This window comes from Photobacterium sp. DNB22_13_2 (genome assembly GCF_052873915.1).
Map to the genome: position 1 here is coordinate 190,740 of NZ_JBNNXU010000005.1, position 25,427 is coordinate 216,166.

Consider the following 25,427-nt stretch of genomic DNA (forward strand, 5'->3'; position numbering starts at 1 on the left):
ATAATGAAACGTATGTTGTCGTATTTTAAACCACTGAATCGACTCTCCAGAGCCCAGGTAAAATGGCGTGATGCTCATTCTTCCCAAGCTTCAGGCGAGCAGGTTTTTCAATTGCAGGAGGGCAACTTGCCCGAGCCGGATACTGCGCTGTTTGACCTCGACATTTTGTGCCTCGACTTCGAAACGACAGGGCTTAATCCTGACAAAGATCAGATCTTGAGTATTGGTTATGTCGAGATGCAAAAGGGGATGCTTAACCTAGGTAGTTGTGAAGAAACCTTTATCAAGGACAGTAGCGGTATTAATGCCCAATCGGCGATCATCAACCAGATTACTCCTGAGATGCTGATATCTGGTCAGGCATTAGATGAGGCGATGGAAGCGTTGTTTGCCAAGATGGCTGGCAAGATTGTGTTGGTCCATGGATTGACAGTTGAAAAATCTTTTATTGAACATTATCTGCAAAAACGCTTTGATATGGCTATGCCACCATTATTATGGCTTGATACTTTGTTGATTGAGAAAATGCTGGTGACCAATCGCCATGTACGAGAAGAAGGTGACTATAGATTGTCTTCTATCCGCCAGCGCTATGGTTTGCCGGAATACCCCAGTCATGGTGCCTTGATTGATGCGGTCGCTACCGGTGAGTTGCTGTTGGCCGTGATGATCAAGTGCTTCGGTCAGTCTAAACCTAGGTTGGAAGAGGTGTATGATATGCACCACTATGAGTTGACGATTAACGTATAAGTTATATGAGGGGCCTAAGTGGCCCCTCATTCTTTATGTTGATGCGGTATGGCTTGCGTAAGCAATGAGCAGGAAGAAAAGAAAGGACACACCTAATACTGCTTTGATGTGCCGTCTAAAAATGCTTTTTTTGGAAGTCAGCAAGTAATAGGCACAGACAAGAATTAAGAACGTTGTCATGGAGCCCTCCCTCCATTCACTACCTTTCAATATAGATCGTTACCCTGCGCGCTCTCCAGAAAATGAGAAACTGACTTATAGTTAAGATGTGATCCGCAGAGTGAGAGCGTCTGATGAAACATCTGGCAAGCATATGCGCAAGGTTATGGATACAGTCGAGGTTATACTTGCAAGCACTCGTGATGGGGTGTGGTTTTGTGGCTCTAATCGGATGTGAAAGTAGTATGTTTACTCGTAGCTATGCCGAGCCGCCCATTAACCGACAATACATGGAGCTTTACCGCACCTCAGAGATGATGAATAGGCCACCGCCTGAGGTCTATCAATATCCCCGTCCGCCCGTCAGTTAAAGCTCAGCTCGAAATCGTTCACTTACCAGCGTATTTCCGGCTTATGCTTTCACCAGATAAAAAAAGCCCCAGCACATGGCTGGGGCAAATGGATCCGTTAATGTAGTCACTTTGGCAAGTAACTCTACCAACCTAAATAAAGACTTAATCAGTCTTACTGGTTAAAACTGCAATTCATCCAGATTGGTATCAAAAATTTAAAAATGATCGACTAAAATCAAAAAATTCATCGGGGGTGGAGCAATTACTGTACTTTGGCAACAGCGTCTTTCACTAGCAAACCTAGCTCATCCCACTGTTTGTTGTCGATAAGGTCACCAGGAACCATCCACGTACCACCACAAGCCAGCACAGAAGGTACTGCTAGGTAGTCGTCGATGTTGCTTAGGCTAACACCGCCAGTTGGCATGAATTTAACTGGGTATACGGCAGTCAGTGCTTTAAGCATTGAAACGCCGCCAGAAGGCTCAGCAGGGAAGAACTTAAGGGTACGTAAACCCATTTCCATTGCTTGCTCAACTAGGCTTGGGTTGTTAACGCCAGGAACGATAGCAACGCCTTTTTCCTGACAGTACTTAACAGTAGTCGGGTTGAAGCCTGGGCTTACGATGAAATCAACGCCAGCATCGATAGCTTCGTCAACTTGTTCTTTAGTCAGAACGGTACCTGCGCCGATTAGCATTTCAGGGAATTCTTTACGCATGTTGCGGATAGCCTGAACAGCGGCTTCTGTGCGGAAAGTAATTTCTGCACAAGGCATGCCGTTATCAACTAGGGCTTTACCTAGTGGGATCGCATCTTCAGCGTTTTTGATAGCAATAACAGGGATTACTTTCAGCGCAGCTAGTTTGTCGTTTAGGTTACTCATAATTCTTTACTCTCACTTAGTGTGTATTAAATCGTTGGCATCGCGTCGGCAGGGATAACAGCACCGCGGTATTGGATAACCGTCGAGGCAACCTGGTGACCAGCATGAGCTGCTTGAGTTGCTGAACCGCCGGTGAAGCGTTTGGCTAGGTAACCGCCGCTGAATGAGTCACCTGCCGCTGTGGTGTCGACAACCTTGTCGGCAACAAGTGCAGGTACAAATACGTTTTCTTCACTGGTCACAACCAAGCATGCATCTTTACCGCGCTTGATAGTCAGCTCTGAAACACCGGCACCTTGGGTACGTTCGATACACTCTTCAAGTGTCTCATCACCGAACAGTAGCTGATCATCTTCGAAAGTCAGCAGTGCGATGTCAGTAAGGGATAGCATGCGAAGGTAGGCTTCTTGTGCTTCTTTCACACAAGTCCAAAGTTTTGGACGGTAGTTGTTGTCGAACAATACCTTGCCACCTTTGCCTTTGAAATCTTCAAGGAAAGTAAATAGCTGCTCACGGCTTTCGGCCGTTAGGATCGCTAGGCTGATACCACTTAGATAAATCGCATCAAAAGCCATTAGATTGTTCAGCAGCTCTGCACTTTGCTCTTGCTCAAGCAGGTATTTTGCTGCTGCATCGTTACGCCAGTAGTGGAAGCTACGCTCACCAGTGCTGTCGGTTTCGATGTAGTAAAGGCCAGGAAGTTTACCTTCTAGGCGAAGCACCAAGTCAGTATTGATCCCTTCCTTGTTCCAAGCTGCCAACATTTCATCACTGAAGCTGTCGTTACCTAGGGCAGTTACGTAAGTGGTGTTAATGTCATGGTCCTTGGTAAGACGAGACAGGTATACCGCTGTGTTCAGGGTATCACCACCAAAGTTACGGGTTAGTTGGTCATTGGCTTGCTGCAGTTCAATCATGCATTCGCCAAGAATGGCAATGTTCATTGTAGCCATACATACTCCGGAAAAAGGGGATGTGAAGGGTGAGTTTTATACGCCCTTCACATCAGGGTAATTACTTCAAAAAGTCCTGACGAACTGGTGAGAACATATCTAGAAGGATGCTGCCTTCTTCCAGTGCTACTGCACCGTGAACCGCTAGTTTCTTAGCGATGTATGCGTCGCCTTTTTTCAGAACGCGCTTCTCACCGTCAACTTCAGCTTCGAAGCTACCTTCTACCACGTAGCCAATCTGATCATGGATATCGTGGGCGTGTGGGTGGCCGATTGCGCCTTTGGCGAAGATTAGGTGTACTGCCATCAGATCTTCAGTGTGGCCAACGATTTTACGTTTGATGCCATCGCCTAGATCTTCCCACTCGGTGTTGTTGATTTCGAAAAACATTGTGTGATTCTCCCGGAAAAAATTAAAGTATTCAAATATTACAAATTAAAATAGGGTACAAAGGTTCAGCCTTTGCTGGTGTTATTGTTTAAGCCGCACTCGTTTCGGCTGCGGCTTCAGGCTTTTTTCTAGAAGCACTCACCAGCAAAATACCGACCGTTAGTACGATAGAGCCACACAAAATAAACAGTCCGCGGCCTGATGGGTCATTTGGAATCAAGGCCATTGCTAGAATACCGAAGCCTGCAACACTGATTAGGTTACCCAGCATTGAACGCTGTGCTGTATCTAGCGATTGCTGCTCGTCACCACCAGAAACAAGTGGGGTATTCCAGTTTTCAAATAGTTTCTCTACTTCTTTCTCACGCTCAACGGTTAGGCCGTTGTAGAAGAATTTCGTCATGATGAACCAACCACCAGTGAACACAACGTGTGCTGCTAGGCTTAGGCCAACCACGAGGTCACTCCACTCACGGCCAGTTAGTGGCTGCTCTAGGCCAAATAGGCTCTCTATGTGGTGTGCTTTTAGTGCAATACCGAAGATGAAAGAAACAACACCACCAACGATTAGCGTTGACCAACCTGCCCAGTCTGGGGTCTTGCGAATCCACATGCCTAGAAGAACAGGGATAAGCATTGGGAAGCCAATCAATGCACCGATGTTCAGTACGATGTCAAACAGGCTTAGGTGACGTAGTGAGTTAATGAACAGACCAATCGAGATGATGATGAAGCCCATCATGATAGTGGTTAGTTTAGAAACAATGATCAGCTCTTTCTGATTCGCGTGTGGGCGGAAGATTGGCTGATAGAAGTTACAGACAAAGATACCTGCGTTACGGTTCAGACCAGAGTCCATAGAAGACATGGTCGCAGCGAACATGGCAGACATTAGTAGGCCAACCATACCAGCAGGCATCACATTCTGTACAAAGGCTAGGTAAGCGGCATCACCGGCTTTGTCACCCATTGATGCGTACTGCGCTGCAAAATCAGGCATGAATGCACTTACGTACCATGGTGGTAGGAACCAGATGACAGGGCCAACAACCATTAGGATACAAGCAAGACCAGCTGCTTTACGCGCGTTCTCACTGTCTTTAGCAGCAAGGTAACGGTAAGCGTTGATGCTGTTGTTCATCACACCGAACTGTTTGATGAAGATGAAGACAACCCAAAGGATGAAGATGCTGATGTAGTTAAGGTTGTTACCTACCAGGAAGTTGCCCTGGAAGTTATCAACGATGTTACCAATACCACCACCGTGGAAGTATGCAGCGATTGCACACGTGATAGTTACGGCCATGATAACAAGCATCTGCATGAAGTCAGAAGCGATAACGGCCCAAGAACCACCCGTTACAGCCATAGCCATTAGGACGATCCCCGTAAAGACAATCGTTGCCTCCATTGGGATGTCAAATACAGCGGCAACAAAGATTGCCAGACCGTTCAACCATACACCAGCCGAGATAAGGCTATCTGGCATGCTGGCCCACGTGAAGTACTGCTCTGTGGTTTTACCAAAACGCATACGGATGGCATCAACTGCTGTTACCACTCGTAGCTGGCGGAATTTTGGTGCGAAATACAGATAGTTAAGGAAGTAACCGAAAGCATTTGCTAAGAACAAAATAACTACGGCGAAACCATCTGTAAATGCTTTCCCTGCTGCACCAGTAAACGTCCATGCTGAAAATTGAGTCATGAAGGCGGTAGCACCTACCATCCACCATAACATCTTGCCTCCCCCCCTGAAGTAATCACTGGTAGAGGTGGTGAACTTTCTAAACATCCACCCAATAGCGATTAGAAATAGGAAATAGGCCAGAACTACGAAAGTATCAATGGTCATCTTTTTCAGCCTTAAGTTTATCGAATTGGCAGTAGTGTAATAATTGAAAAGTTATATTGTAATACAAGGGGGCGTTTTTCGTGACCTCCATCAAATTTATTTTTGCTTGCCTCATTTATGAGAACTGTTGAAAGTACACATATTCCCTTTTTAAATAGCTACTTACGTGCTGATTTTGATGTGGGTCAATACGAGTCTTAAAATGTGACTGCTGTCGAGTTTTTTCAAAACGGTAGTGAAACAAAAATCTATTTGTATTATTTTATGTGTATCGAAGAGGTGCGTATACGCTCTAATCTAGAGGTCAACATGAACACTACTCTCCAGCCAGTATTATTTACTCACGATGAAGCTGCTGATTTACATAAAGAAATCGGCAGTTCGTCATTAATGGGCAAAACGATTGCGAAGCTCCAGGCTGAGCTTGAGCAATATATGGCGTTGCCAATGGATGTTCCCGGACAAAGTGAAGCCGGTGGTTATGAACATAATAAGCACAGGCAAAACTACCATTACATTAATCTCGCTGGCCGTTTGTTCCTGATCACCAAAGATGAGCGTTATGCTGAGTATGCGGGGCAATTGTTGACCCAATATGCAGACAAATACTTACAGCTCGACTTTCATGTTCAACGCAACACTAACCCTCCAGGGAGGTTGTTTCACCAAATGCTCAACGAGCACATGTGGCTTATGTATGCAAGTTTAGGCTATTCCTGCATTAGTACATGGCTTACAGATTCGCAGCGTGAGCACATCGTTGATAATTTGTTCAAGCCGATGCTACACGTTGCCACAGAGAAATATGACTTCGATTTTGATCGCATTCATAACCATGGTATTTGGGCTGTAGCAGCTGCAGGTATTTGTGGCCTTGCCATCGGTGAGCGTAAATACCTCGAAATGGCGGTATATGGATTGGAAGGCGACGGTAAAACCGGTGGCTTTCTGGCTCAACTCTCGGAGTTATTCTCGCCATCAGGCTATTATATTGAAGGGCCTTATTACCATCGCTTTGCCATTCGTCCATTGGCGGTTTTTGCTGAAGTACTTCATCGCCATATGCCTGAGATAGATATCTACAATTTCAAAGGGCAAGTGATTAAGCAGACCACCCAAGCATTGCTAGCAACGGCTTATCCGAACGGTGTATTCCCGGCATTGAATGATTCATCAAAATCCATGGGTATTACCGATATGGGTGTTGTGGTCGCGGTTAGCATGTACTTCAAGAATTATGGCTTCGATAAGAACTTATTGGGTATGGCGCAAATTCAAGAGCAGGCATGGATGCACCCGTGTGGCCAAGCCCTGTCTGAAGCGTGCGATGCAGAAGAAAGTATCGAACCGCCATTCTGGCCGAGTGTTGAGCTGAACGAAGGCCCTGATGGTACATGTGGTGCGCAAGGTTTCCTTCGTATGCAGGGCAATGACAAAGATATTTGTCAGCTTTCGATGAACTATGGCCAGCACGGTATGGGGCATGGTCATTTTGATGCCTTGGGGATTGCTTTTTATAGCCGCGGTCAAGAGGTTCTGCGTGAATACGGTTTTGCCCGTTGGGTGAATATCGAACCTAAGTTTGGTGGTCGTTACCTCGATGAAAACAAGAGCTACGCCCGCCAGACGATTAACCATAATGGTGTGACGGTGGATGAAGGCTGTCAGAACCAGTTTGATGTCGAGCGTGCTGACCGCACCCACGGCAAGCCACATTTCTTTATGGGCGAAGGTACTGAGCTTCAGGCGATGAGTGCCTTTGCTGACGAGCATTATCCCGGTGTGGGGATGCAGCGTACTGTGATGTTGCTTAAATCAGACCAATTAGAAAATCCGCTGCTGATTGATCTGTATCGTTTGACCAGCGACAAGCCGCATCAGTATGACTATTCGCACCAGTATCAAGGTCAGATCATCCACACTGACTTCGAATACAAGACTAATTCTGAATTACACCCATTGGGTGATGATTATGGTTACCAGCATCTATGGAACCTTGCCCGCGGCGAAGCAGGCAGCAATGCCTTAGTGAGTTGGTTGCAAGGCAATAGTTACTATACCTGGCTTGGCACCAGTTCAAGCGCTGATAATGAAGTGGTTTTCACCCAGACCGGTGCTAATGATCCGCAGTTTAATCTGCGTCATGAAACCAGCTTTATTATGCGTACTACAGGCAAAGATTTGCTGTTTGCCTCTGCTTTGGAAACCCATGGTTACTTCAATGAAGCGGTGGAAGCATCTGTTGATGCCCGTGGCAAACTGCATCAGATTAACGTTCTGGCTCACAACGAGACAGGCTCGGTTGTTGCTATTGAAGGGGAAGGTATCCGCTTCACTGTGATGGTAAGCAATCAGCCAAATGTGACCGACACGACCGAACATCGAATTATCATTAACGACAAGACTTATAGCTGGAAAGGATTCCTTGCTGTTGAGCAGGAGACGAAATAATGACGTACCAACCACTATTGATTAGCTTTGACGAAGCCGCGATCCTTCGCGAAGATCTGGGTAAAGATACCCTAATGGGCAACGCACTGGCCCGTGACATTGAAAAACTGGAAGACTACATCGCGACGGTTGGTATTGAAGTACCTGGCCATGGCGAGGGTGGTGGTTATGAGCACAATCGCCACAAGCAAAACTACATCCATATGGATATTGCTGGCCGTTTGTATCTGATCACTGAAAACGAAGCGTACCGTGATTACATTCGCAACCTATTGGTGGCGTATGCAGAGGTTTACCCATCACTGGAGCTAAATGTCAGCCTTGATAGTAACCATCCTGGCCGTATCTTCCACCAAACTCTTAATGAGAACATGTGGATGCTTTACGCATCATGTGCGTACAGCTGTATCCACCACACGCTGTCTGACGACGAGCGTAGCCTGATCGAAAACGATCTGTTCCAGATCATGGCTGATATGTTTGTCGACACTTACGCGCACGACTTCGATATCATCCACAACCACGGCCTATGGGCTGTTGCCGGTGTAGGTATCTGTGGTTATGCCATTCAGAATCAAGACATCGTTGATAAAGCACTTTATGGCCTAAAAGGCGATAGCGTAAGCGGTGGTTTCCTTGCTCAGCTGTCTCAGCTGTTCTCGCCAGACGGTTACTACATGGAAGGCCCTTACTACCACCGTTTCTCATTGCGTCCAATCCAATTGTTCGCAGAAGCTATTGAACGTCGTCAACCTGAAGTGGGCATTTTTGCACACAAAGATGGTGTGATTAAAACGACTAGCTATGCGGTAATGTCAACGGCATTCCCTGACGGTACGCTACCGGCTTTGAACGACTCGTCTAAGACCATCGACATCAATGATGAAGGTGTTCTGATCACGACAAGTGCTTGTTACGGCCGTTACGAAGAAGACGCCAACCTATTGGCGATGGCTGCTCACCAGAAGGATGTGTGGGTACATATCTCCGGTAAGAAACTGTCTGACGCGGTAGCGAAAGAAGAAAAAATCCCTGCATTTAACTGGGGTAGCCTGTTTGTCACTGATGGTCCTAATGGCGACAAAGGTGGCCTGACTATCATGCGTCACCGTGACAGCAAAGATCAAGATACCATGGCATTGCTATGGTTCGGTCAGCACGGTTCTGATCACCAGTACCACTCTGCACTGGATCACGGTCACTACGACGGTCTTCACCTAAGCGTATTTAACAAAGGCCATGAAACCCTGCACGACTACGGTTTCGGCCGCTGGGTAAATGTTGAGCCTAAGTTCGGTGGTCGCTACATTCCAGAGAACAAGAGCTACTGTAAGCAAACTATCGCTCACAACACCGTAGTTGTTGATCGCAAGACCCAGAACGAATTCAACACTGCAATGGCTGAATCGCGTAACGGTGAACTGCACTTCTTCAAAACTGACAACGAAGACTTCCAGGGCATGAGCGGCATCGTACGCGAATACTACGCAGGTGTTGATATGCAGCGTAGCGTGCTACTGGCGAAAGTTGACGGTATCGAAAACCCATTGATCATCGACCTATACCGTTTGATCTCTGAAGACGAGCACGAGTATGACTTCCCTGTACACCACACAGGTCAGATCATTCGCACCGATTTCGACTACCAGGCAAATGCTAGCTTGAAGCCAATGGGCGAAAGCGATGGCTACCAGCATATCTGGCAGGTTGCTCAAGGCGAAGTATCAGGCAGCACGCTAGTAAGCTGGTTGCATGACAACAGCTACTACAGCATGGTGAGCTCTGCGGGCAACAAGGGTGAAGTTATCTTCGGTCGCTTGGGCGCCAACGATCCTGATTTCAACCTACGCTCTGAGCCAATGTTCGTACTGCGCCAGAAAGCGAAATCTCACCTGTTTGCCAACGTGCTTGAAACGCACGGTTACTTCAACGAAGCGGTTGAAGCATCGGTTGATGCGCGCGGTAAAGTAGCCCGAGTTGAAGTGGTAGGCATGGATGATGTTGCATCTGTGGTTCGTCTGCATCTTATTGATGGCCAGGTACTGACCTACGCGGTATCGAACCAAACCGGTGGTCTACAAGACGGCAAGCATGAAGTGAGCTTTGCCGGTGAGACCTTTAGCTGGGAAGGTCCATACGCGCAGTTATAACAAACACTCATTCAGTGAATAATGAAAAGCCGGGCTAGCCCGGCTTTTTTACGTCAATGGTTTGAGTGTTGCCAGAGCCCCCTGATGGGGTTGAAGCTTAGCTTGAAGCCTTGATGCAGAAATGTGCTAGTGCTTTTGTATTATTAATTAATGTGATGGCGACATTGAATATCATAAAAATGAGATGTAGGTCATGATTTTGAGATGATTTTGTTAGTAAATGCAAATTATAACGCTATATCGCTCTGGGTATATTGTATTACAAGGGGCGTGATCTTATAATGAGCCCATCAATCGAGATAGCCGTTCCTCAAATGGCTACCCTGAGACTGACTTATTATAACAACTACTTCCTAACTTAAGCTTTGCCTTGTTAAACAGCGCTCTAGGACGGAGCGCTATTTTTTTCCACTCTCCCTCCCCTCTCGCTCCTGAAACTGCGTTTTATTTTTACTGGTTTGATGTTTTGCTTTTTTTATCGTATTCTCTTATGATGTACACATCAATCGAGATAGCCGTTCCTCAAATGGCTACCCTGAGACTGACTTATTATAATAACTACTTCCTAACTTAAGCTTTGCCTTGTTAAACAGCGCTCTAGGACGGAGCGCTATTTTTTTGCCTGTATTTCACGTCTGAAGTTGTTTTCTGCTTTTGCTTGTATTCAACTATTTAGTCGTTCAAATACCAGCCAAAACCTCCCGCGTTGCTTTCGCATACACTCATGAACAACTCGGGGTGCAGTGAAGCTACCTCGGTTATTGGGAGCAGGGAGCAGGCGGAGATATTAACCAGATACGTCATTGAAATGGAGTGAGATCGATGCCTTCTATTTCACAGACCGCCTTAATAGTTGGGTGTTGTGATAAACGCTTGAGATAGGCGGCCAAGTGTACGAATTGCAGCGGTGACTTCTTGATAGGTAAAGACCACTCGGCCAGCATAAACAAGAAGAAGTCACAGGCAGTAATTTTTTCACCTAACAGGTATGTTTTACCTGCCAATTGCTTATCTATCACAGCCAAGGCATCGGCGATACGGTCGTCCTGCGCGGCAACCACATTGGCAATGGTACTTTCGTCATTGGTGTGGCGGTGAGGGTAATAGCGAACCATAAGCTCCGCCTGCAGGGTGTTATTAAGGTAAGTTAGCCACTGGAAAAATAAAGGACGATCGTTACTGCCTAATTTTGGAATTAAGTCATATTCAGGGTGCTGTTCACACAAGTGGATACAGATAGCCGGACTTTCAAAAAGTACCATACCATTATCGATTAAAGTGGGGATCCGACCTGCGGGGTTGAGTTTCAGGTACTCAGGGGATTTCTGTGAATTGGCTTTCTTGTCTACCAGCAGTAACTTGTAGCTTAGCCCCATATGGTGCAATAGGAAGTGGGGAGCTAAGCTAGCATTGTTGGGATAGTAATAAAGTTGGTACACAGGGTATTCCTTTGCAAAGTGGATTAAACAAACTGCTCAAACAGTTCACTAATAACCGGCAATACAGAGAGTACCAATAAACCCGACATCAATAAATTGAACCTTCTACGGTGACCATCATTATTCAAATACCGCTTTAGCCACGAGCCAAAATATAACCAGATACCCACACTAGGGAAAGAGACGACCAAAAAAGTACTCGAAAGAATGAGTGTCTGAATCGTAAATTCACTGCCAGTTACGGTGAAAGCGGCTATGGCGCCAGTCGCTACCACCCAGGCTTTGGCATTCACCCATTGAAATAATGCACCATTAAGAAAAGTTAACGGCTGTGATTGCTTTTTTGCGCTAAGCCCACCGCATGAACTTGAAATAAGCCAGGCTAAATACAGAAGATACAGGACACCGGATACTTTAATTGTGATGTGTAAGTGGGGAAAGAGCTCAAATACCTGTCCGAAGCCAAACCCAACGACCAGCAACATAAAAGTAAACCCAATGCATATACCACATAAAACAGGTAGACTTTTTTTAATCCCAAAGTTTAATCCAGATGTCATAACCAGAATGTTATTGGGGCCAGGTGTTGCTGATGATACAACAGCGAATAATATTAATGAGTATAAGTAGTCCATTACTTCCTCATGATTGAATTTACGTTAGCTGAATTTATGTATTTACCTTGTGCTCGGTGTCGTTAAGGGATACTGGTTTCAATATTTAATTGCCCTTCTAGACCAGCCTCTCGGTGAACACTCAACAATTTAAATTCATCTGATGCCGTCATATCTAGAAGGGCTTGCCGAGAAGGGTACTTAACAATAACGAATGCGTCCCATAATTCGTCAACCTCCCCTATTATTAGTCCGGTTATTTCTGAATAGAAAACCACTTCTGCACCGTATTTGTCGAGGACTTCAAGCATAGGCTTGCCATAAAGTTCATACGCTTCTTGACCGGTTAATGTCGATTCACGGCCATCGGAATAGGCGGCTTTTTCTCGAAACCGGAATAAATTTAGCAAGTGGATTTCGCCTGAATCTGGCTTGTTGGTGAGCCTTTCCACCTGCTCATCTGAAGGGTAAAGCTGATTTAGAACTTCCATATCCTCTCCAAAACAGAGTGTTTATCTGCTTGGCTTGTGTTGCATATTATTGCTCTCTAGCTTCTTAATATGAAGAGGTGTTAACAAAAGGTAAAGATTAACTTTAAAACAGGGTGATCTTTTTCGAAAAATAAAATATTTGAATGGTTTTAAATGTTGTTATCGGTACTGCCTTTTGCTGACCTCCTCCCCCGATAAAGTCGATTTATTTAGTGGCTTAATGGATGATGTAATTAACAGCGCCTATTTCAGGCGCAGTTAGTGTTGTTACAGCCCTTCAAGTGCCTCTAGTGACTCAGGTAGGATCTGGCCACCATCGACCACCATGGTTTGCCCGGTAATATAACCCGCTTCATCGGAGGCAAAGAATAATGCGGTATTGCCAATATCTTCGACATCACCCAAACGGTTGAGCGGAATGGATGCAGCCATGGTATCCAGATACTCTTGACCAAGATCTTGCAGCCCTTCTGTATAAATATTCCCGGGCATGACTGCATTAATGGTGATACCTGAGCGTGCAAGTTCGATTGCTGCGGTTTTAACAAAACCCAGTTGACCCGCTTTAGAGGCACCATAGTGGGACCAGCCCGGAAAACCTGTCACAGGTCCAGTAATGGATGAGGTAACGATGATCCGGCCTTTGCCTTGTTCTTTCATTAACGGGGTAACTGCTTTAACGCTCAGGAATAGACTCTTGAGGTTGGTATTCATCACCTGATCCCAATTTTCCGGTTCCATATCACTTATGTTTGCCTGCGGGAAGATCCCAGCGTTAGCGCATAACACATCAATACGGCCATACTTCCCCCTGACGTATTCCGCCATGTGCTGCATCTCTTGCCAGTTGCTGACATCAGCCAAAATGTATTCAGCCTTGAACCCCATTTCATTTAGCTCTAAAGTGGCTTGCTGGGCTGCTACTTCACCACGGGCAACGATGACCACATTGGCACCTTGGCGGGCGAACACACGGGCAATCCCTTTACCAATCCCTTTACTTCCCCCAGTGACAACAACCGTTTGTCCTTTGATTGAGCTGAGCATGCTATACCTTCTCCAATTATCTTTTATGTATGGTAAATCGTTCATGATAATTCGAAGTTGGTATTACTTATTAGGCTTAATTGTAAGTTTATTTATACAGTGATGCTGCTTCAAATTATTTGCAATAGGTCGCATGCTGACAGTGCACCCACGGTTTATGGTTCGTTACAAATGGAATGATTTATTGCGTGCTTTAACGACACCTTTCGTCGGGAAAATTGCACTGCGCAATTTTGTCGATAAACCACATTGATAAAATATCGATGGAAGATCAGTCCTAGTCATTTTAAGCACAAAAGTATCGATGAAAGAAACACTTCAACAGATATACGGTCTTTCTGATGACCTTACCAATCAGTTAGTACAAGCGGGTACCTTCAGGACGTTTCAACGAGGTAAATATCTCGGCTTTCAGAATGAGATACCACAAGTGCTCTATTTACCTCTTGGTGGCATTATTTCGCTCCAGGCCCCGTGTGAATCTAGAGATGATTTTTTCTATGCCATTTTTTCCGCGGGCATTCCTGTCAATGATATGTTCTTGCTGTGTCCGCAGCCACGCCTTGAGTCTTTGAAGGCATTGTCAGATGTTACCTTGCTTTCGATCCCATTTTCACGGTCGAGGGAGATCATGGTAGGTTCTGTTGAATTTTCCCAGTTTTTGATGAGCTCAGTCTCATTGAAGCTATATACCGTATCAAGTCTGAATTACATCCATTCAGAGAAAAACCCAGAGAAAAAGGTACTTAAGTGTCTTGAGCACTTGGCGAAACTGAATCCAAGTAATAAGGTGTACTTGAACTACCGCAATATTGCGTCGTTGATGGTTATCTCCCGTAATACCGTAGCCAAAGTGGTTAAGGATCTTCAGCGTCGGGGCGTATTGCTTGTTGAAAAAACGCATATTACTTTTCCTGCTGGAGGTGTGTCATGCAACATGAAAATAGAGCAGAATTAGAGCACTTCACCTCAATTTTCACTGAACACGACTATCCGCGATTCCACGCTGCCTTTATGAAAAGTGCAGTTGTTAAGCGGTTTAACGCCGGTGACGTAATTGTTTTTCAGGAAGATAATACCCAACGATTAGGATACGTTACCAGTGGTGAAGCTGATATTCATATGACCTCGTTTGAGGGGGATACTATAATTGCTGAGCGCTTTCCTGCCGGGAGTATACTTAATGCTCCACGATATATTGATGGCAAATCTTCACCGGTTGATGTTATTGCGGTAGAGCCTTGTACTGTTCATTTTCTGACTTATCGGGTACTTAAGAGTGATCCCGTGCTAGATGCTGAAACCATCAGGTTAGTTGCCCACTGCTCGGCGGGTTTGTTTAGGATAGCGGAAAAAGTGTACAGGGCTGCGATGCTACTACCTCTAAAAGAGCGAATTATTCACCGATTGTTTTTATTAATGGATGAAAACAACAGTGTTGAGATCACGGCTGAAAAATTAGCTAGCTATCTAGGTGTCAGTAAATATAAAGTTCATCGTGCATTGAATGAGTTAGAAAAAGAAAATAGGATCGTAAATACTTATGGCTCAGTGACATTAGTTGAATGAAAACTTAACCAGCCAACAAAGAATCTATAATATTTTTCTTATCTTGATGAATAAGAATAAGATTATTTTTGAATGCTTCTTGCATAGAAATATTGCCTTCTATAATTGCCTGTAGGCTTACATGTGTGAACATAATGGTATTAGCGTGATCCTCTGGCGGAGTGATATCAACCTCAAGTTTACCTTTATCCGAGAGGCCATAACTCGACCAAATTGGTACGTCTGTCAGTAGAATGTAAACGCCTTCAATGCCTTGTTTTTCAAGTGTTCGTGAAAATAAAGTTAGCCACCAAGATGCCCTTTGGTAAGCGGGTAATCCCTCCAGCGTTGTTACTGGATGAATAATGCCTGTTTGCTCGGCATACATGCCAGCCAGAGCTAGCTGCATTGTACCTGGAAGTACAGGACTATTATCATCGTATTCCATACTCATATGGAATGGGCATGCTAGCGTTACACTGGATAATAATGCCGTAATCAAAACCAATAGTTTATGTTTTTTCATAGGTAACTCTTTTTCATTGCAAATTAATATATTAGTGAAATGTATCACTAAATAATAAAATGGAAATTGTACCTTGCAACATTCAATTCGAGTGTTGTTGTTATGCTTTGCGTGAATTAAATTTTTGAAAACGCAAAGGTAACGCTATGCATAAATTTACTTGTGTTGCAGCATTGGTTGCAGCCGTCACTTCCGCTTCTGTATTTGCCAGCAGCTCGCTGTCTGTTGATGCTAAAAATGTTGTTAGCCCTACAGGAGCGATTCTTGCTGAAAGCTTGAACAATAAAGACCAACAATATACTGAAGCTGTATATGAAGTAGTGCCTGGAGTATGGTCAGTCACAGGCCTTGGCATGGACAACATCAATGTTATTGAAGGTGAAACAGGCCTTATTGTTATCGACGGTGGTATCAGCCGAAATTACGCAAGAAAAGCCATGTCGATGTTACCGCCCGAAGTGGCGAATAAGCCGGTGAAAGGCTTTATTTACACCCACTGGCACTATATTTTTGGTGCAGGGGAGTGGAATGTCAGCGATGATACTGCTGTCATTGCTCATGAAAACCATCAAAGCGAACTGACAGCATCGACTGATGCTTCTTCGCCAACGGCACCGGCTCGTGTAGTTCGTACCCAAATTCAGTTAGGGACTTTCTTGCCAAAAGAAGGGCTGGACTCACCATCGGTCACTGGCCTAGTGAATGTTGATATGTCGGATATTTCTGGGTATATGGCGCCAACCAAGCTGGTGGGTGATGAAGAAACCGAGTTCGAAATCGATGGCGTGAAATTTGTCACTCATGCTGGTCATTCGGATACCTTGGATGGCCTGAGCATCTACATGCCAGAGCAAAAAGTCAGTATCGATAATACTTACTGGGCTCATGGTCTGTTCAATTTCTCTACCCTGCGTGGCGACCGTTGGCGTGAAATGGGATTAATGACGCAGGCAACCCAGTGGCTGCTTGACCAAGATGTTGAGCATAGCCTGAAGGTGCACGGCAAGCCGGTATCCGGTGATGTTTTCAAAGAGCAGCTGACGGCACAGATGAAGTCTATTGAAATGTTGGTTTCTGAAACCGAAAAGGCCATTGGCCAGGGCATGTCACCGGATGAAATCCAGTACAATGTGAGCTTCCCGGAAGAGTTGGCTAACTCTCCACACCTAGAGCAAAACTACGGTGAATGGAGCTTCCATACTCGCCGTTATTACAATCAAGCGATGCATTGGTTCGGTAATGACTCTGTCGACCTGCACCCGTTGGAGCGTAATGATGAAGCGCGCCGCATGGTGAAGGCCATGGGTGGTGTGGATCAAGTGATCAGCCAAGCGAAAGAGGCCCACAAAGAGGGTGAATATCAGTGGTCTGCACAATTGGCGACCTATGCTATCCGTGCCGGAAGTGACGAAGCCAAACAGGTGAAAGCTGACGCGCTTCGCAGCAAGGCGCAGTATGCGACGGCTTCAAATACCCGTAACTGGTATCTAACCCATGCACTGGTACTTGAAGGCAAGCTAGAATTACCAATTGTATTAACGGGCGAATATTAATCTGACCGGTTTCTTTTCATGACATAACAAGCTCACCTTTAGCGGGTGGGCTTTATGCCATCTGGACCTCTTGATAAGGAATACTTTATGAAAACCCTCTTTGCTTACTATTTACACTATTCAATCATCCTCGCTCACCATATCAAGCCACTTCGAAAGGTTCTGCAGGCTGGTAATACGCTGTTGGTGAAGCTGGTTGTTCGTCAATATGAGCGCGACGGCCTCAAAGCTTGGCAGTTATTTTGGATCCCGGCATTTGCCAAGTTTGGTCGTTCGCGAGCACCTTATCTAGCAAAAAAAATGTCGATTGATATCAATGATCCGCAATCACTGGGTAGCTACCATGATTTTGAAGACCCGATTTTAGGCGTCGAAGGCCATTGGGAAGCCACTGAAGATGGTCATCCCGTTCGCGTTGAAACTGCCTGTGTTGTTTGTGATGCGCTAAAAGCGGCGACAGAGAACAGGCAGTGTCGAGCTGACTTTTGCCGTCATGTGGTTGCAGCGATGGAGCAGAATACCGGTGAAGCGCTAAATCCAGACTACCGAGTCGAAATTCTTGACTTGATGACAGAAGATGCCGAGGTGTGCCGGTTCGTCCATAAAATTGAGAAACGTTGATTTATGGATTGTTAACGTTAAAAACCTCGCATTTGCGAGGTTTTCTTTTCTATACCGAGACTCCGAGCTCAAGGGTGTAGCGTAAAGAGCGCTTCTCGAAACCTTGTTTAGCATAGAACTCTTGGGCCTGATACCGGCTCAACGATGTCGTCACCTCAAGCAGTTGGCAAGCATGCTCTCTCGCATGGTTTTTAGCCGCTTCAATCAGCGTTGAACCGATCCCTTTCCCCCGCTTGTCTTTATCAGCCACTAGCGCTGTAATTCGGCAAATGCGCTCACCAGTAGGAAAATATGGGAAAGTGATTAAGGTCATCAACCCGTATAAGGCTTCTTCGCCGTCGAATACAAAACTGGCTTGGCCAATATTATCCAACATGGCATCAATAGTGGCAGGATTGGCTTGATAGCCGAGTTGTTTGAGCAATACGCAAATGGCTGGGCCATCTTCCTTGGTAGCGTGTCGGATCATTTTAACTCCAAACTAAATGATTCAATCCAAGCCTAACAGCTAGATATGACAAGTATGTGGAGTAAGAGCTCGATATATCGAATGGGGGAGAGGGTATTGATAAGTATAACCGTATATATCCAAGCGACTTAGGGTGCCTCTTGGGTATATACAGTTAGCGGTCAACAGCGAATTACGCGACTTCGCTTGGCAGGCGGTGTTTCTCTTCCTTCAGTAGGAACTGAGAAGCAGAACGGGCCTTATCGGCATTTCCAGCCATGATTGCATCGTAAATTGAACGGTGCTCATTGATACACACGCCACCATCTTTAGATGAGTGGTGAATGAAGCTCATGAAAATGGTCGCCATGACATTGCCAAACGGCAAGTAGAAGTCATTACCTGTAGAGAAGAAGATCAAGCGGTGGAAATGCATATCCACTTCTGCCCAGCGAGCTTGGTCAAAGTCAGCTGCAATATCACACATCTGTTGGAAGGTTTCAGAGAGCTCGATACGTTGCTCCGCGGTGGCATTGCGGGCAGCTAGCGCACATGCTTCTGGTTCGATAGCCTTACGCAAGCCAAGGAACTGGTGGTAGAAGACTTCGGCATTTTCCAAACCTTCCATCCACTCCAGCAGTTGCGGATCGAGGAAATTCCAACTCAGGCGGTCGACAACCTTAGTACCAATCTTTGGTTTGGACTCAAGGAGACCTTTTGACGTCAGAAGCTTAACGGCTTCACGCAGAGCGGTGCGGCTGATGCCGAATTGTTCACAAAGCGTCATTTCTCCAGGGATCACTTGGCCTTGCGCAAGCTGGCCAGAGAGAATGCGACGGGCGATTTCACGGGCTACCTGAACGTGCAGGCTGCGTTTGGATCCCGCAATCGCGGTAAAACTAGAAGACATGTTAATCCTTGGTTCGATAACAATATGTATGACTATATGACTACAGTATACTGGATTTCGTGTTTTTACTTGAGTAGTTTCGAATTTGTCAGGCAAAAAAGCCGACTTTCGTCGGCTTTTTATCGTAATAAACTTTGCCGTTAGGGGCAATTATTAGCGAAAATTGGCATAGATTTGGTTTAGAGCGACGAACGATAAGCGTATTATCTGCTATGAGCGTCATCAGTAAAAATCTTCGCTAACCTTTTTGCCTCAAGTATACCATTGGCTAATGGCCGATATTATACCTTAATCATTAGAAGCTGTAAGTAATACCTACACGGCTACGCAGTTCGCGATCGTCTTTGCCATTATCACGGGTATAGCTAGAGTCACCAAACTCAACATATGGGCTCCAAGCGCCAGGACGGTAGCGAATGCTGATGTTGTTTTCGTAGTTAGTGTCTTTACCATCGTAAAGCTCATAACCTTCAGCTTTGTAGTAGTTCATTTCTAGACCGAACTGCCAATCGTTGATTTTATAGCCAACGTTACCTGTTACACGGTGGCGTTTATCTGTGCTGTCACCATTGCTGTAGGTTTTGAAATCATGGCGGTAACGACCACTCAGTGTTAGACCTTCTACTTGCTCGAATGCATAAGTCAGGCGAACCTGCGGCTTATAGGTCATACCACTGCTACGACCTTCAATTGGCATGCCTGGTTGTAGGGTCCAGTTACCGTTACGGAAACGGTATCCCCAGTCAAACTCCCAGCCATTGTTTTGTAAGTCTTCCATAAACTTACCATCAGCACCTTTAAACTTCAGTTCACCGCTGAAATATAGATCACCAATGCTTTCATTAATTTTTACTCGGCTAGCATGTTGCTCTGATTTTCCTTTGTATTCATGGCGGAAATCGATTGAAGCTGCGCTGACCTGGCCTGCAATAAGAGCTGAACCAATAAGGATCATCAGGGGAGAATGTTTGAACATAGAATTAATTCCTGAGCTGTAGGGCTTTCTTAATAAAGTAATACAATAGTATTGTTTTACTTTATGCCGTCAATCAGGGGGTGGTGTTAACTGTGATCCTGATCTGTAGTGATCATGATCACATGTTTTTTTTAAATGCTTTAAACTCAATTGTTTAATGTGGGTTTTGAGGTGATTTTAATTTTTTTTGCAATGGTGATAAACGTGAAATCGATCAAAAAAGTATTACATATTGATTTAAATCAATATTATCAAGTTGCATATTTATCATGTACATTAACTATAAGTAACTGAAATTAAATGGTTAATATGTTTTGTGTTACTTTTGAGGTAAATTATTCGTGATCGTTATCCCGATTAAAGAATATTGTAGTACAAGATTATTGTCGGAATTTTTATAGTATAAGCAAATTACTACTCAAAAGGACTTCCTTCGATGGATCTTAATATTATGATCGTCGGCATCTACTTCTTGTTCTTAATTGCAATTGGTTGGATGTTCCGCACATTTACTAATACCACCAGTGACTACTTCCGGGGGGGAGGTAGCATGCTTTGGTGGATGGTAGGTGCTTCGGCATTTATGACTCAGTTTAGTGCCTGGACATTTACCGGTGCGGCGGGTAAAGCGTATGACGATGGTTTCGCTGTTGCGATCATCTTCCTGGCTAACGCCTTCGGTTACTTGATGAACTACCTTTACTTCGCACCTAAATTCCGCCAGATGCGAGTTGTGACAGTTATTGAAGCTATCCGTCTGCGTTTTGGTAAGAACAATGAACAGGTGTTTACTTGGTCAGGTATGCCTAACAGTGTTATTACCGCGGGTATATGGTTGAACGGCCTTGCGATTATTGCTTCTGGTATTTTTGGTTTCGATATGACCATGACAATCGTTCTAACGGGTCTGGTTGTACTAATCATGTCTGTAACTGGCGGTTCATGGGCGGTTATTGCATCTGACTTTATGCAGATGGTTATCATCATGGCTGTAACCGTTACCTGTGCGATTGTCGCAATTATCCAGGGTGGCGGTGTTGGCGAAATCGTTAACAACTTCCCATTGGAAGAAGGTGCTTCTTTTGTATCTGGTAACAACCTTAACTATCTAAGCATCTTTGGTATCTGGGCGTTCTTCCTTTTCTTCAAGCAGTTCAGTATCACCAACAACATGCTGAACTCATACCGTTACCTTGCGGCCAAAGATTCTAAGAATGCGAAAAAAGCTGCACTGCTAGCTTGTATCCTGATGACAATGGGTCCACTTATTTGGTTCATGCCTTCTTGGTTCATCGCTGGCCAAGGTGTAGATCTAGTCGCTCAATACCCAGACGCGGGTTCTAAAGCGGGTGACTTTGCCTATCTATACTTTGTTGAGCAGTATATGCCTGCTGGTATGGTTGGTCTGCTTATCTCTGCGATGTTTGCGGCTACTATGTCTTCTATGGACTCTGGTCTTAACCGTAACTCTGGTATCTTTGTTAAAAACTTCTATGAGCCAATCGTTCGCCCTAATGCGTCTGAAAAAGAGCTGGTGGTTGTTTCTAAACTGACTTCTACTTTCTTCGGTATCGCAATCATCCTGGTTGCCCTATTTATCAACTCACTGAAAGGCCTAAGCCTATTCGACACCATGATGTATGTTGGTGCGCTTATCGGCTTCCCGATGACTATTCCTGCATTCTGTGGTTTCTTCATCAAGAAGACTCCAGACTGGGCTGGTTGGGGTACGCTGGTTGTCGGCGGTATCGTTTCATACTTCGTTGGTTTTGTTATCACCGCAGACATGATTCAGGGCTGGTTTGACCTTGAGCCGCTAACAGGCCGCGAATGGGCTGACCTGAAAGTGGCTATCGGCTTGATTGGTCACCTGATCTTCACTGCTGGTTTCTTCATCCTATCGACTGTGTTCTACAAGCCGCTATCGGAAGAGCGCCAGAAGGACGTTGACCGTTTCTTCAATAACCTAGCAACACCATTGGTTGCTGAATCAACTGAACAGAAGAAGCTGGATAACAAACAGCGCCGCATGCTGGGCTCACTGATCGCGACAGCGGGTGTGGGTGTGATGGTTATGTTTGTCCTACCGAACCCACTCTGGGGCCGAATGATCTTTGTTCTGTGTGGTGCAATTGTTCTGGCTGTTGGTTTGCTACTGGTTAAAGCCGTCGATGAGAAAGTCGAAAATGGCGCAGAACTCGCGGCTGAGCAGGACTAAGGAGTAAGCATGTTGAAACGAACGTTAACCTCAATGGCGATTGCCGGTGCGCTGTTTGCTGCTCCTGTATTTGCTGCTGACGGTACTCCTAACACCGTTTTCTTCGATGCTGACTTGATTGCCGAAAGCAAGGCGCGTATCCACAATGATACGGCTACCGAGGAGGCGCAGGCTAGTTACCAGCGCCTGCTGGACGAAGCTGAGGCGGTAATGAAAGTAGGGCTCTTGTCGGTGACCGACAAGACCCTGCTGCCGCCAAGCGGTGACAAGCACGATTACTTCTCGATCAGCCCATACTGGTGGCCGAACGAGAAGACCGAAGACGGTTTGCCTTGGGTTCGCCATGATGGCAATACCAATCCGGACTCGAAAACAGATGCTACTGACTCAGTGCGCATTGGCTTGTTCACTCGCTCGGTAAGGGCGTTAGGTGTGGCGTATTACTTCTCGGGCGAGGAAAAGTACGCCGAACAGGCTGCAGATATGCTGCGCCATTGGTTTATCAATCCTGAAACGCGTATGAACCCCAACGTGCGTTATGCGCAAGCAGTTCCGGGTGTCGATGACCAGCGTCGCAGTGGGATGATTGACTCACGTAGCTTTTCTGACCGTTTGGTTGATGCGCTGGCACTGATTGAGCTGTCGGATCACTGGACTGAGCAAGACGATACGGCGATGCGTGAATGGCTCAATGACTTCCTGGACTGGCTGATCACCTCTGAGCAAGGTACGGCAGAGCAATTTTCACCGAACAACCATGGTACATGGATGCAGGCGCAGATTGCCGGTATCGCTTACTACCTTGGGCGTGAAGACATTGCCAAAATGACCGTTGCACAAACCAAGTGGCGGATTCGCGAGCAGCTGGATAGTAAAGGCACACAGCCAGAAGAGCTAGCACGTACCCGAGGCTACCACTATAGCTACTTCAACCTGGATGCGATGGCATATTTGGCGCAGCTTGGCGACAAGCTGGGTGTCGATATCTGGAACCATGATTATCGTGGTCGCAGCATGAAATCGGCGATCGATTATGTCGCGCAATACCAGCGCATCGAAGATTGGCCGCACGCTGACAACGATGTGAAGAAGGGCCGTTTCCAGACTTACCGTATGCTGACGGTATATCGCAAGGCTGACTTAGCTTGGGGTACCGACTACTACGATCAGGTTATCGATAAGATTGGTTTTGAAAATGCCGAGCTAAATAACCTGTCCCAAGTGTGGGCCGAACGAGACGCTTACCTACTGTATCCAAAACTGTAAACCCTCTCCGTGAAACTCCCGGGCGGCGATCCTGTCGCCCGGAATAAGGAAAACAAAATGAAAACACACACGCCTATCGCGCTAGCATTGCTAGCTGCGCTGTCTTTTAACGTCCATGCAACTCAAGACTCTTCAGCCCCTGTACCGGTTCAGTTGCCTGAAATTGCAGTAGAGCCATCTGTTACCGACATCTCCCTGCAATCACTGACTGCCGAGAAATTAGTTGCAGCGGCGAACCGTGATGTTGTTGATATCACAAATGTTGAGCCTGCCAGTGAAGCCGCGGTAGAGGCGTTAAAGCATCAACTTGAAAATGCCAAGTCGGGCGAAGTGATCACTGTTGCCCCGGGTCGTTATGCCAACTTGGGCGTGGTAAACCTGACTGCGGATGATATTACGGTGAAAGCAGATCAAGCCGGTACGGTTTTGCTGACTGGTTTGGTACAGCTGGTAGCCAAAGGCGATGATATTACGCTTGATAGCCTAGTGTTCACGGAAGGTGGTCCAGCTGAGCGCTTTGGTGGCGTGCGTCTTGAAGGCATGCGCAATACCCTGCAAAACTCAACCTTTTACTACTTCAATGATGACTACGAGTATGAGCCGGACGAGCGCAGAAGTGAGTACCCACGTTACCTATGGGTGTCGCTATGGGGAAAAGATGGCAAAGTCATCAATAACCGATTCGAAGGTAAGCACAAGCGCGGCACCTTGATCGGTATCCAGAAGAACATTGACGATAAGGCGGATAACCACCTAATCGAAGGAAATATTTTCTATTCACAGAAGAAGAACCGCTATAACGAATTAGATATCAAAGAAGCAATCCGCTATAACGGCAATAGCTGGGAAGCGATCCGTATTGGTGACTCGAAGAGCAGCCAATGGCCTTCGCGCACCCAGTTTGTGAACAATCTGCTGGTGGACTCAGACGGCGAACGTGAGCTGATCTCGATTAAATCGGGTGAGAACCGCATTGCGGGTAATACCATTTTTGAAAGTGCTGCGATGATTTCACTGCGCCACGGTAAGGCTAACGTGGTTGAGAACAACGTGATCATCGGGAACAACAAGCAAGATACTGGTGGTATTCGTATCTACGATGAAGATCATGTAGTAAGTAATAACTATCTCGTAGGCTTGCGAGGTTCGGGTGGTCAAATCGCGGGTAATGCCGATGTGCGTGGTGGTGTGGTGATCAACACCGGCATCATCGATGTAGAAAACAACGAACAGCTTGATCAAGAAGTGAAGGGCAAAGAGCTCAACAAGCAGTGGACGCCGAAGAATATCACGGTGGAAAACAACACCATGGTTGATGTGGAGTTCGGCATGGTTCACGGCAACCAGGGACACCGTGTTAGCCTGTTCGATAACAGTCAGGTAGAGACTATTTTCACTGGGGATAAGGTTACCTTTAGCAGCAATGTAGTATTCAATATGGATGAAACATTGCAGGCATTGCGTGCTGATCCGGCGACACCACTGACCAACCCAACTTACAGCGATGAAGTTTACTACGGCCAGGTTCACGGTATTGATGGGGTGCCAGAGGGCGTATCTCAACAAAAACCAGCCTATACCAAAGTCGGTGACTTCTATCAGTTTGCCGAAGGTGGTGCTGATGTCTCGAAACTGCATGTACTGACAGCCGACGAAATCGGCCCAAGCTACCGTTTGCAGGTTGCTCCAAAGAGTTAGTCCTAAGTTTGCTAGTTTGATGCCATTTTTATTGGCGTAGTTCGGCCCGTGCACACTTCCAAGGTTGTGCACGGGCTTTTTTATCCTTCCTTCTCCTTCTTATATTGTTGCTTCTAACCTGAAA

Annotated in this window: 22 protein-coding genes; 10 read left to right on the top strand and 12 right to left on the bottom strand. The window is 45.8% G+C overall.

Features of this window, described 5'->3' with window-relative positions; genetic code table 11:
- Positions 1-3 precede the first annotated feature (3 nt).
- Positions 4-750, top strand: a complete 747-nt coding sequence (locus ACVA58_RS10020) for a 3'-5' exonuclease (protein ID WP_446510300.1) — start codon at positions 4-6, stop codon at positions 748-750.
- A gap of 774 nt (positions 751-1,524) precedes the next feature.
- On the opposite strand, the gene ACVA58_RS10025 is transcribed toward ACVA58_RS10020, so the two are convergent.
- The 4 genes from ACVA58_RS10025 to ACVA58_RS10040 all read right to left on the bottom strand — a co-directional run bounded on the left by ACVA58_RS10025 (position 1,525) and on the right by ACVA58_RS10040 (position 5,347).
- Positions 1,525-2,148: a bifunctional 4-hydroxy-2-oxoglutarate aldolase/2-dehydro-3-deoxy-phosphogluconate aldolase gene (locus tag ACVA58_RS10025; RefSeq protein ID WP_255044482.1), complete on the bottom strand. Its 624-nt coding sequence runs from the start codon at positions 2,146-2,148 to the stop codon at positions 1,525-1,527.
- A gap of 26 nt (positions 2,149-2,174) precedes the next feature.
- Positions 2,175-3,101 (bottom strand): sugar kinase, encoded by a 927-nt coding sequence (locus ACVA58_RS10030; protein WP_446510301.1) that lies wholly within the window; start codon positions 3,099-3,101, stop codon positions 2,175-2,177.
- 61 nt (positions 3,102-3,162) lie between these two features.
- Positions 3,163-3,492 (bottom strand): cupin domain-containing protein, encoded by a 330-nt coding sequence (locus tag ACVA58_RS10035; protein ID WP_446510302.1) that lies wholly within the window; start codon positions 3,490-3,492, stop codon positions 3,163-3,165.
- A gap of 88 nt (positions 3,493-3,580) precedes the next feature.
- Positions 3,581-5,347: a sodium:solute symporter family transporter gene (locus ACVA58_RS10040; RefSeq protein ID WP_446510303.1), complete on the bottom strand. Its 1,767-nt coding sequence runs from the start codon at positions 5,345-5,347 to the stop codon at positions 3,581-3,583.
- 309 nt (positions 5,348-5,656) lie between these two features.
- Here ACVA58_RS10040 and ACVA58_RS10045 point away from each other — a divergent pair, with 309 nt between their 5' ends.
- The gene (locus tag ACVA58_RS10045) at positions 5,657-7,798 is read left to right on the top strand and encodes a heparinase II/III domain-containing protein (RefSeq protein WP_446510304.1); all 2,142 of its coding nucleotides are present in this window, start codon (positions 5,657-5,659) and stop codon (positions 7,796-7,798) included.
- The gene (locus ACVA58_RS10050; RefSeq protein WP_446510305.1) at positions 7,798-9,948 is read left to right on the top strand and encodes a heparinase II/III domain-containing protein; all 2,151 of its coding nucleotides are present in this window, start codon (positions 7,798-7,800) and stop codon (positions 9,946-9,948) included. Before ACVA58_RS10045 ends, ACVA58_RS10050 begins: the two co-directional genes overlap by 1 nt.
- Before the next feature lie 800 nt (positions 9,949-10,748).
- Here the strand turns inward: ACVA58_RS10050 and ACVA58_RS10055 are convergent.
- The 4 genes from ACVA58_RS10055 to fabG all read right to left on the bottom strand — a co-directional run bounded on the left by ACVA58_RS10055 (position 10,749) and on the right by fabG (position 13,539).
- Positions 10,749-11,387, bottom strand: coding sequence for a glutathione S-transferase family protein (locus ACVA58_RS10055; protein WP_446510306.1), 639 nt, complete (start codon positions 11,385-11,387; stop codon positions 10,749-10,751).
- Positions 11,388-11,410: 23 nt separating this feature from the next.
- Positions 11,411-12,022, bottom strand: a complete 612-nt coding sequence (locus ACVA58_RS10060; RefSeq protein ID WP_446510307.1) for a LysE family translocator — start codon at positions 12,020-12,022, stop codon at positions 11,411-11,413.
- Positions 12,023-12,084: 62 nt separating this feature from the next.
- Entirely contained in the window at positions 12,085-12,492 is a 408-nt protein-coding gene (locus tag ACVA58_RS10065) for a DUF1330 domain-containing protein (protein WP_446510308.1), read from the bottom strand.
- Between the two features lie 267 nt (positions 12,493-12,759).
- Complete coding sequence (gene fabG, locus ACVA58_RS10070; RefSeq protein WP_446510309.1) at positions 12,760-13,539, bottom strand: 3-oxoacyl-ACP reductase FabG; 780 nt, start codon at positions 13,537-13,539, stop codon at positions 12,760-12,762.
- Between the two features lie 304 nt (positions 13,540-13,843).
- Here fabG and ACVA58_RS10075 point away from each other — a divergent pair, with 304 nt between their 5' ends.
- On the top strand, positions 13,844-14,497 hold the full coding sequence (locus ACVA58_RS10075; protein WP_446510310.1) for a Crp/Fnr family transcriptional regulator: 654 nt from the start codon (positions 13,844-13,846) through the stop codon (positions 14,495-14,497).
- Complete coding sequence (locus ACVA58_RS10080) at positions 14,470-15,108, top strand: Crp/Fnr family transcriptional regulator (RefSeq protein ID WP_446510311.1); 639 nt, start codon at positions 14,470-14,472, stop codon at positions 15,106-15,108. The genes ACVA58_RS10075 and ACVA58_RS10080 overlap by 28 nt, the downstream gene beginning before the upstream one ends.
- Positions 15,109-15,112: 4 nt before the next feature.
- Here ACVA58_RS10080 and ACVA58_RS10085 read toward each other — a convergent pair whose 3' ends face one another.
- Positions 15,113-15,613 (bottom strand): hypothetical protein, encoded by a 501-nt coding sequence (locus ACVA58_RS10085; RefSeq protein ID WP_446510312.1) that lies wholly within the window; start codon positions 15,611-15,613, stop codon positions 15,113-15,115.
- A 146-nt stretch (positions 15,614-15,759) separates the two neighbouring features.
- On the opposite strand from ACVA58_RS10085, the gene ACVA58_RS10090 reads away from it, so the two are divergent.
- Together ACVA58_RS10090 and ACVA58_RS10095 are read left to right on the top strand one after the other, a co-directional pair.
- Positions 15,760-17,166, top strand: a complete 1,407-nt coding sequence (locus ACVA58_RS10090; RefSeq protein WP_446510313.1) for an alkyl sulfatase dimerization domain-containing protein — start codon at positions 15,760-15,762, stop codon at positions 17,164-17,166.
- Between the two features lie 87 nt (positions 17,167-17,253).
- Positions 17,254-17,787, top strand: a complete 534-nt coding sequence (locus tag ACVA58_RS10095; protein WP_446510314.1) for a hypothetical protein — start codon at positions 17,254-17,256, stop codon at positions 17,785-17,787.
- Positions 17,788-17,836: 49 nt separating this feature from the next.
- Here ACVA58_RS10095 and ACVA58_RS10100 read toward each other — a convergent pair whose 3' ends face one another.
- The 3 genes from ACVA58_RS10100 to ACVA58_RS10110 all read right to left on the bottom strand — a co-directional run bounded on the left by ACVA58_RS10100 (position 17,837) and on the right by ACVA58_RS10110 (position 20,121).
- Complete coding sequence (locus tag ACVA58_RS10100) at positions 17,837-18,256, bottom strand: GNAT family N-acetyltransferase (protein ID WP_446510315.1); 420 nt, start codon at positions 18,254-18,256, stop codon at positions 17,837-17,839.
- A gap of 172 nt (positions 18,257-18,428) precedes the next feature.
- The gene (locus ACVA58_RS10105) at positions 18,429-19,145 is read right to left on the bottom strand and encodes a FadR/GntR family transcriptional regulator (RefSeq protein ID WP_446510316.1); all 717 of its coding nucleotides are present in this window, start codon (positions 19,143-19,145) and stop codon (positions 18,429-18,431) included.
- 295 nt (positions 19,146-19,440) lie between these two features.
- Positions 19,441-20,121 (bottom strand): oligogalacturonate-specific porin KdgM family protein, encoded by a 681-nt coding sequence (locus tag ACVA58_RS10110; protein WP_446510317.1) that lies wholly within the window; start codon positions 20,119-20,121, stop codon positions 19,441-19,443.
- Between the two features lie 436 nt (positions 20,122-20,557).
- Here ACVA58_RS10110 and ACVA58_RS10115 point away from each other — a divergent pair, with 436 nt between their 5' ends.
- The 3 genes from ACVA58_RS10115 to ACVA58_RS10125 are packed head-to-tail and all read left to right on the top strand — an operon-like array spanning position 20,558 to position 25,303.
- On the top strand, positions 20,558-22,339 hold the full coding sequence (locus tag ACVA58_RS10115; RefSeq protein ID WP_446510318.1) for a sodium:solute symporter family protein: 1,782 nt from the start codon (positions 20,558-20,560) through the stop codon (positions 22,337-22,339).
- A 9-nt stretch (positions 22,340-22,348) separates the two neighbouring features.
- On the top strand, positions 22,349-23,605 hold the full coding sequence (locus ACVA58_RS10120; RefSeq protein ID WP_446510319.1) for an alginate lyase family protein: 1,257 nt from the start codon (positions 22,349-22,351) through the stop codon (positions 23,603-23,605).
- A 57-nt stretch (positions 23,606-23,662) separates the two neighbouring features.
- The gene (locus ACVA58_RS10125; RefSeq protein WP_446510320.1) at positions 23,663-25,303 is read left to right on the top strand and encodes a polysaccharide lyase 6 family protein; all 1,641 of its coding nucleotides are present in this window, start codon (positions 23,663-23,665) and stop codon (positions 25,301-25,303) included.
- Positions 25,304-25,427 lie beyond the last annotated feature (124 nt).

Bases quoted from the DNA above. Each gene is read 5' to 3' on its own strand.
- ACVA58_RS10020 (WP_446510300.1), top strand. From the start codon at position 4: ATGAAACGTATGTTGTCGTATTTTAAACCACTGAATCGACTCTCCAGA.
- ACVA58_RS10025 (WP_255044482.1), bottom strand. From the start codon at position 2,148: ATGAGTAACCTAAACGACAAACTAGCTGCGCTGAAAGTAATCCCTGTT.
- ACVA58_RS10030 (WP_446510301.1), bottom strand. From the start codon at position 3,101: ATGGCTACAATGAACATTGCCATTCTTGGCGAATGCATGATTGAACTG.
- ACVA58_RS10035 (WP_446510302.1), bottom strand. From the start codon at position 3,492: ATGTTTTTCGAAATCAACAACACCGAGTGGGAAGATCTAGGCGATGGC.
- ACVA58_RS10040 (WP_446510303.1), bottom strand. From the start codon at position 5,347: ATGACCATTGATACTTTCGTAGTTCTGGCCTATTTCCTATTTCTAATC.
- ACVA58_RS10045 (WP_446510304.1), top strand. From the start codon at position 5,657: ATGAACACTACTCTCCAGCCAGTATTATTTACTCACGATGAAGCTGCT.
- ACVA58_RS10050 (WP_446510305.1), top strand. From the start codon at position 7,798: ATGACGTACCAACCACTATTGATTAGCTTTGACGAAGCCGCGATCCTT.
- ACVA58_RS10060 (WP_446510307.1), bottom strand. From the start codon at position 12,022: ATGGACTACTTATACTCATTAATATTATTCGCTGTTGTATCATCAGCA.
- ACVA58_RS10065 (WP_446510308.1), bottom strand. From the start codon at position 12,492: ATGGAAGTTCTAAATCAGCTTTACCCTTCAGATGAGCAGGTGGAAAGG.
- fabG (WP_446510309.1), bottom strand. From the start codon at position 13,539: ATGCTCAGCTCAATCAAAGGACAAACGGTTGTTGTCACTGGGGGAAGT.
- ACVA58_RS10075 (WP_446510310.1), top strand. From the start codon at position 13,844: ATGAAAGAAACACTTCAACAGATATACGGTCTTTCTGATGACCTTACC.
- ACVA58_RS10080 (WP_446510311.1), top strand. From the start codon at position 14,470: ATGCAACATGAAAATAGAGCAGAATTAGAGCACTTCACCTCAATTTTC.
- ACVA58_RS10085 (WP_446510312.1), bottom strand. From the start codon at position 15,613: ATGAAAAAACATAAACTATTGGTTTTGATTACGGCATTATTATCCAGT.
- ACVA58_RS10090 (WP_446510313.1), top strand. From the start codon at position 15,760: ATGCATAAATTTACTTGTGTTGCAGCATTGGTTGCAGCCGTCACTTCC.
- ACVA58_RS10095 (WP_446510314.1), top strand. From the start codon at position 17,254: ATGAAAACCCTCTTTGCTTACTATTTACACTATTCAATCATCCTCGCT.
- ACVA58_RS10100 (WP_446510315.1), bottom strand. From the start codon at position 18,256: ATGATCCGACACGCTACCAAGGAAGATGGCCCAGCCATTTGCGTATTG.
- ACVA58_RS10105 (WP_446510316.1), bottom strand. From the start codon at position 19,145: ATGTCTTCTAGTTTTACCGCGATTGCGGGATCCAAACGCAGCCTGCAC.
- ACVA58_RS10110 (WP_446510317.1), bottom strand. From the start codon at position 20,121: ATGTTCAAACATTCTCCCCTGATGATCCTTATTGGTTCAGCTCTTATT.
- ACVA58_RS10115 (WP_446510318.1), top strand. From the start codon at position 20,558: ATGGATCTTAATATTATGATCGTCGGCATCTACTTCTTGTTCTTAATT.
- ACVA58_RS10120 (WP_446510319.1), top strand. From the start codon at position 22,349: ATGTTGAAACGAACGTTAACCTCAATGGCGATTGCCGGTGCGCTGTTT.
- ACVA58_RS10125 (WP_446510320.1), top strand. From the start codon at position 23,663: ATGAAAACACACACGCCTATCGCGCTAGCATTGCTAGCTGCGCTGTCT.